The 6,357-nt window shown below is 66.7% G+C and carries 10 protein-coding genes and 1 other RNA gene (1 of these 11 running past the window's edge); 8 read left to right on the top strand and 3 right to left on the bottom strand.

Going from position 1 to position 6,357, the window contains the following annotated elements:
- Positions 1-31: 31 nt before the first annotated feature.
- Positions 32-313 carry a hypothetical protein gene (locus ACMT1E_RS12445; protein ID WP_414900625.1) on the bottom strand — a complete coding sequence of 94 codons (282 nt, stop codon included), beginning with the start codon at positions 311-313 and terminating at the stop codon, positions 32-34.
- 127 nt (positions 314-440) lie between these two features.
- Between ACMT1E_RS12445 and ACMT1E_RS12450 the strand changes: the two genes are divergently transcribed.
- A complete protein-coding gene (locus ACMT1E_RS12450) occupies positions 441-623 on the top strand; it encodes a hypothetical protein (protein WP_414900627.1) in 183 nt (60 codons plus the stop codon).
- A 68-nt stretch (positions 624-691) separates the two neighbouring features.
- On the opposite strand, the gene ssrA is transcribed toward ACMT1E_RS12450, so the two are convergent.
- Positions 692-1,031: a transfer-messenger RNA gene (gene ssrA / locus ACMT1E_RS12455) on the bottom strand.
- A 44-nt stretch (positions 1,032-1,075) separates the two neighbouring features.
- Positions 1,076-1,495, bottom strand: coding sequence for a large conductance mechanosensitive channel protein MscL (gene mscL / locus ACMT1E_RS12460; protein ID WP_414900628.1), 420 nt, complete (start codon positions 1,493-1,495; stop codon positions 1,076-1,078).
- A 130-nt stretch (positions 1,496-1,625) separates the two neighbouring features.
- Between mscL and ACMT1E_RS12465 the strand changes: the two genes are divergently transcribed.
- The 7 genes from ACMT1E_RS12465 to ACMT1E_RS12495 all read left to right on the top strand — a co-directional run.
- A complete protein-coding gene (locus ACMT1E_RS12465; protein ID WP_414900629.1) occupies positions 1,626-2,228 on the top strand; it encodes a LemA family protein in 603 nt (200 codons plus the stop codon).
- 100 nt (positions 2,229-2,328) lie between these two features.
- The gene (locus tag ACMT1E_RS12470) at positions 2,329-3,081 is read left to right on the top strand and encodes a TPM domain-containing protein (RefSeq protein ID WP_414903421.1); all 753 of its coding nucleotides are present in this window, start codon (positions 2,329-2,331) and stop codon (positions 3,079-3,081) included.
- Positions 3,075-3,746, top strand: a complete 672-nt coding sequence (locus ACMT1E_RS12475; protein WP_414900630.1) for a TPM domain-containing protein — start codon at positions 3,075-3,077, stop codon at positions 3,744-3,746. The genes ACMT1E_RS12470 and ACMT1E_RS12475 overlap by 7 nt, the downstream gene beginning before the upstream one ends.
- Positions 3,747-3,757: 11 nt before the next feature.
- Positions 3,758-4,270, top strand: a complete 513-nt coding sequence (locus tag ACMT1E_RS12480; protein WP_414900632.1) for an NUDIX hydrolase — start codon at positions 3,758-3,760, stop codon at positions 4,268-4,270.
- Positions 4,271-4,350: 80 nt separating this feature from the next.
- Positions 4,351-4,929, top strand: coding sequence for a glycine zipper 2TM domain-containing protein (locus ACMT1E_RS12485; RefSeq protein WP_414900633.1), 579 nt, complete (start codon positions 4,351-4,353; stop codon positions 4,927-4,929).
- 121 nt (positions 4,930-5,050) lie between these two features.
- Positions 5,051-5,401: a glycine zipper 2TM domain-containing protein gene (locus tag ACMT1E_RS12490; RefSeq protein ID WP_414900634.1), complete on the top strand. Its 351-nt coding sequence runs from the start codon at positions 5,051-5,053 to the stop codon at positions 5,399-5,401.
- Positions 5,402-5,620: 219 nt separating this feature from the next.
- Positions 5,621-6,357, top strand: a protein-coding gene (locus ACMT1E_RS12495; RefSeq protein WP_414899752.1) for an IS3 family transposase whose coding sequence is annotated in 2 segments (ribosomal slippage) — positions 5,621-5,894 and positions 5,894-6,357 — 1,173 coding nt in all (it continues 435 nt past the right edge of the window). Because the reading frame shifts where the segments join, the coding sequence is not laid out codon by codon here.

The raw sequence follows: 6,357 nt of genomic DNA on the forward strand, positions 1-6,357 counted from the left end.
CCGCCGGGCGAGCGGTTCGCCCGGCGGCAAGTCAGTGAATGGTCCCTGCTGCGGTTCCCGCGCTGAGCAGGACAACCAGCCGTTCGATCTGGCGCCAGCGGCAGAAGCCAAGAACATTGCCGATCGCGCGCAAACGATCGGCGCGCGCTGCCGCCTCGAAACCGGCGTCGTCGCCATGCTTGGCGATCAGTGCAGTGGCGTCCGCTATAGAAGCGCGATCGACGACGAACGGTGACAAGTGTGCAGATGAGGACGGGTTCATGGCTGCTCCGACGGGATTCAGCATCGCCCCACTCAAGTGGCGTGCCAGCATGCGGGGCCCCGCCATCACGGCCCGCTTCGTTGGTGAAGCTATTCTTGCCGCGTCTCCTGCCGGGACGAAGCGTATCGGTGCGGCACCGCTGGCGTATCGGCGCGGGACATGGCATTGGCGGCGAACGATGACTTCACCCAACGCGCCCAAACCGAATCCCCGCGCCGCCGGCATCGCGCTGGCCATCCTGCCGCTGGTTGGAACTTTCATTGGCGGCCTCTACCGCCAGCCCTCGCTCGGTCTGGTCATCGGCGTCGGTGCCGGTACGCTGATCGCGGTGGTATTCTGGCTGCTCGATCGCCGCCGGTAGCGGCGCGAAGAGCCGTCCCGCAGGAAAGGAAGTGGGGGGCTTCTGTTGCCCGGTGCCCCCCGTACCGCTGGAATCCGCTTCTGTTGCCCGGTGCGGCCCGAACCGCGTTCAAGCCTTGTAATCTAAGCCGTTAGGCCGTGATTACGCAGCAATCGCGAGCGCCTCGTTATCGTTGGCACTTGTGGTTTTGAGCCTTTAACGGGTTACTCAGCCCGGGCAAAAACACCGTCTTTGAATACACGTCGATCCTGGTTCGGCCCCGTCAGAAGCCCCCTTTCGGGGGTTTATGGTGGAGCCGCCGGGTACTGCCCCCGGGTCCGCTGCATCTATTCCACGGCATCATTCATCGCCATCTCCGGACGAATCCGGCACGCCCGATATAAGGGTTCGGCGATGAATGTGAAGTGAAGCCGCCCGGCGCCGGTTGCGCGCCGCCGGGCGGGGCCGCGATGCTACTTGTTCTTCAGCAGGTCGCGGATCTCGGTCAGCAGCGCGACGTCGGCCGGCACCTCGTCCCCGTCCTTGCGCAGCGCCAGCTTCGTCGCTGACCGGATCAGCAGGAAAATGATGAAGGCGAGGATGACGAAGTTAATGACCACGGTCAGGAACTCACCCCAGCCGAGCAGAGCCACGCCCGCCGCCTTCAGCGCCGCATAGTCGGTCAGCGAACCGGTATAGGTCGCGGGAACGGCGCCGAGGGTGATGAAGTGGCTGGAAAAATCGAGGCCGCCGAATAGCCAGCCGACCACCGGCATGATGATGTCTTCGGTCAGCGACGTGGTGATCTTGCCAAACGCGGCACCAATGATGACGGCGACCGCCAGATCGAGCACGTTGCCGCGCATGATGAAGGCCTTGAATTCCCCGAGCATGATAACATCTCCCTGTCAGTCGGTCGGGCGGAACTTTCCCCGATCTCGGCGCGAAGGCAAGAGCGATTGCGGCGGGCGTGGCGCTGCTGTATTCCCCGCGCAATACAGTTGGCCTGAAAGGATGACGCCGATGGACCGCCGCTTTCTCGCTATGTTTGCCGTGCCCGCACTGGTGATGCCGCTGTCGGCCTGCGGCATAAACAGCGTCCCCACCGCGGAGGAAACGGCCAAGGCGCGCTGGGCCGACGTGCAGACCCAGTACCAGCGCCGCGCCGACCTGATCCCCAATCTGGTCGCGACGGTGCAGGGTTATGCCGCGCAGGAGAAGAGCGTGCTGACAGAGGTGACGGAGGCCCGCGCCCGCGCTTCCTCGACCCAGCTCAGCGCCGACGACCTGAACGACCCGGCGAAGGTCAAGGCGTTCCAGGACGCGCAGGGCACGCTCGGCCAGTCGCTCGGCCGCCTGCTGACGACGTTTGAGGCCTATCCCGACCTGAAGTCCAACCAGAATTTCCTCGCCCTCCAGTCGCAGCTGGAAGGGACGGAGAACCGGATCGCGATCGCGCTGCGCGACTATAACGAGGCGGTGCGCGCCTATAACACCCGCATCCGCACCTTCCCCGACATGATCGGCGCCAAGCTGGTCCACGGCGCCAAGCCGCTGACCCCGTTCGAGGCGACCGCACCCAACGCCGACCGCGCGCCCAAGGTCGATTTCGGCGCCAAGAGCTGAACGGGGCACGAGGACCGGCGCCATGCCCTTGCTTCCGCCCGCGCGCCCCCCGGCGCCGCCACTGGGCCGGGGGTGGGCATGGCTGCTCGTCCTGCTGGCAATGCTGCTCGCCTCCGCCGCGCAGGCGCAGACCTTTCCGAAGCTGAGCGGGCAGGTCGTCGACGAGGCGCATCTGCTCGACGCCGCGCAGGCCGCCGCCCTTACCGCCAAGCTCGCCACCGTCGAGCAGCAGACCGGCCGCCAGTTCGTCGTCGCGACGGTGACGGACCTGCAGGGCTACGACATAGCCGACTATGGCTACCGGCTCGGCCGCGCGTGGGGGATCGGGTCCAAGGAGCAGAATGACGGCGTCCTCCTCCTCGTCGCGCCGAACGAGCGCAAGGTGAAGATCGAGGTCGGCTATGGCCTGGAACCCTATCTGACCGACGCGCTGTCGTCGGTCATCATCAACACCCAGATCACCCCGCGCTTCCGCGGCGGCGACATGGCGGGCGGCATCGCCGCCGGTGCCGACGCGATCATCGCCCAGTTGCAACTGCCGGAAGACCAGGCGCAGGCGCGCCAGCAGCAACTGCTCGCCCAGGCGAAGGACCGGCAGGACGACGGCATTCCGGTGGCGCTGATCTTCTGGATCATCGTCATGGTCGTGTTCGTGCTGCCGGCGCTGTTCGGACGGCGCGGCCGGCGCTTCCGCGGCGGGGCCGGCCCGGTCGTCATCTGGGGCGGCGACGACCATTGGGGCGGCGGATGGGGCGGCGGCAGCGGCGCTGGATGGGGCGGCGGCGGTGGCGGCGGCGGCTTTTCCGGCGGCGGCGGGTCGTTCGGCGGCGGCGGCGCATCGGGGGGATGGTGATGGACGAAGCCAGCGCACGGCGCGTTTCGGAAGCGGTCAGCGCCGCGGAGAGGCTGTCGAACGGAGAGATCGTGACGATCGCCGCCGACCGGTCCGACAGTTATCATGACGTCGCGCTGCTGTGGGCGATCGGCATCGCGCTGATGGTCCCCGCCTTTTTCGCGCTGGTCCCGGCGATGCTGACCGGCGCGCTCGACTGGCTGTCCGGCGGCTGGTCGGTCAGCCACGAACCGGCGCTGATCTGCGCCGCGCTGCTGGCGATGATGGCGCTGAAATTCCTGGCCGCATGGCTGATCCTGACCTGGCGCCCGCTGCGGCTGTGGCTGACGCCGAAGGCGGTGAAGGCGGCGCGGGTGCGCGCCCGTGCGATCGCCTGCTTCAAGGTGGGGGCGGAACGGCGCACCGTCGGGCGCACCGGCATCCTCATCTACCTGTCGATGGAAGAGCATGTCGCCGAGATCGTCGCCGACGAGGCGATCCACGCCCGCGTCCCGCCCGAAGCGTGGGGCGCGGCGATGGCGGCGATGATCGACGAGGTCCGCGCCGGCCGGATCGCCGATGGCATCGCCGCGGCGGTCGGCCATGTCGGCGCGATCCTCGCCGCGCATTTCCCGAAGAGCGCCGACGACACCAACGAGTTGCCGGACCGCCTGATCATCCTGTAGCGCCGCCGGTCATGGAAGAGATTGTCTGGCAGGGCCGCTTCATCACCGCCAAGCGCGACGGCAAGTGGGAATATGTGTCGCGCGCGCGCAGCATAGAGGCGGCGGTGATCCTGGCGGTCGACGACGGCCATGTCCTGCTCGTCGAGCAATATCGCGTGCCGCTCGGCGGCTGGTGCCTGGAGCTGCCCGCCGGGCTGGTCGGCGACGATCGGGCCGGGGAAGCGGTGCTCGCCGCCGCCGGGCGCGAGCTGGAGGAGGAGACCGGCTACCGCGCCGCACGGCTGTCGCTGCTCGGCCGCTTCGCCTCGTCGCCGGGCATGGTCTCCGAAACCTTCACCCTGGTCCGCGCCGACGGGCTGGTCAGGGTCGGCGACGGCGGCGGCGTCGAGGATGAACAGATTGTCGTCCACCGCGTTCCGCTTTCCGACGTGCCGGAGTTCGTCGCCGCGCGGCGGGCGGCGGGGGTGGTGATGGACGTCAAGTTGCTGTTGCTGCTCGGCGGCGCGATACTGGCCGCGCCATAAGGCGGCGGGCCGATCAGCCGCCGTTCAGGCAAGCCGGACGAAAGTGGCGCGTTTCCAGTGCGCCGAAAGCGAGGTTTCCGATGCGCAAGGCCGTTTTTCTCTTCGCCCCGTTGCTGGCGATCGCCGCACCGGCGACCGTCGCTGCAGCCCAGGCCGGGGCGCCGCCGCCGCTCTCCTACGACGCGCCGCCGCCGCCGGACTATGACGCCGACCGCGACGCCTATGAGCGCGACCATTTCAACAGCGCGCAGGATTATCGCAATTATTCCCAGGACCGGGCGGTCGATTCCCGCGATTCCTACGAGCGCGCCCGCGACCAATATTACCGAGACCGCGAGAATTACGAGCGTTCGCGCGACGCCTATTACCGCAGCCGCGACAGCTATTACCGCGACTATGACCAGGCGTCGGCGCCCCCGCCGCCGCCCGCCCCGCCGCCGCCCGCTTATGCCGGGCAGACCTGGCGCGGCGACGACGGGCGGACCTATTGCCGCCGTTCGGACGGGACGACCGGGCTTATCATCGGTGGCGCCGGCGGCGCGCTGATCGGCCGGGCGATCGATGGCGGGCGACACCGGGCGGTCGGCACCATCCTCGGCCTTGGCGCCGGGGCGCTGCTCGGCAAGTCGGTCGACCAGAACGCCACCGAATGCCGCTGATCCGGGGCGGACCGTCCCATCGGCCAAGATGAACGGTTCGATGAACGAGAAGGTCTCCGGCCGTTCATGCAACCGCGCGTAGGGTCTGCGGGTTCTGAACGGCACGAAGGAAGGGAATATCATGCTCAAGATGACATTGGCCGCCACCATCGCCGCGATGCTGCTGCCGATTGCGCCTGCCGCCGCCCAGCGCCACAACGGCTACCATCGCGGCGACTACGACCGCCACGGCCGCTATGTGAACCCGCGCCGCCTGAACAACAACGACAAGGTCTGGCGCGGCCGCGACGGACGCTATTATTGCAAGCGGGATAACGGCACGACCGGCCTGATTATTGGCGGCGCGGTGGGCGCGTTGCTTGGCCGATCACTCGACGGCGGGCGCGACAAGACGCTTGGCACCGTCCTCGGTGCCGGTGGTGGCGCATTGCTTGGCCGATCGATCGATAAGGGCGAACTACGCTGCCGATAACATCGGAAGTCGGGGGGCGGCTAGTGCTGTCCCACGGCTGTATTTCGCGCCAGAACGACAGCTGCTAGCGCGGATGGGCAGGCCGTTTAAAACTCGCTAAAGGCTGATTTCGTTCGCGGGGTCGCATATCATGCGACACATTTCGCGCACTGGTGTGCCTTGAGAAAGTTGGTCCAATTCTGAAGAGAGCCCGATTGGGCGAAAGGATTGGAGAAATATATGGGACGTCAGCGATTTACGCCGGAGCAGATCATCGCGAAGCTGCGTGAGGTGGATGTGATTGTTGGGCGGGGCGGGACCGCGGTCGAGGCTTGTCGGCAGATCGGGATTGCCGAACAGACGCTCTATAGGTGGCGCAAGGAATATGGTGGCCTGAAGGTCGACCAGGTGCGTCGGATGAAGGATCTGGAGCGGGAGAATGCGCAGTTGAAGAAGCTGGTTGCCGATCTCGCCCTCGACAAGGCGATCCTGCAAGAGGCGTCAAAGCTGACTTTTTGAGCCCCTCCCGTCGCCGCGAGGCGATCGAGCAGGTCCGACGCATTCTTCCAGTATCGGAGCGTCGGACCTGCCGTGTTCTGGTTCAGCATCGCTCGACGCAGCGACATCGTCCAAAGGATGACAGCGACGAGCAGCGTCTGACAGCTGATATTGCCGCACTGGCCAAGGATTATGGCCGGTACGGCTATCGCCGCATCCATGCTCTGCTCGGCCATGCCGGCTGGCAGGTCAGCCTATCGGTTGTCGAGCGCATCTGGCGGCGGGAGGGTCTTAAAGTGCCGAAGCGGCAACCGAAGCGACGTCGGCTCTGGCTGGGCGACGGATCGTGCATCCGATTGCGCCCGCAGCATCGCGGACATGTCTGGTCATACGACTTCGTCGAGGATCAGACGCGCAATGGGCGCAAGTTCCGGATGCTCAACATCATCGATGAGTATAGCAGGGAATGCCTGGCGATG

Source organism: Sphingomonas flavalba (assembly GCF_047553045.1).
GTDB lineage: Bacteria > Pseudomonadota > Alphaproteobacteria > Sphingomonadales > Sphingomonadaceae > Sphingomonas_L > Sphingomonas_L flavalba_A.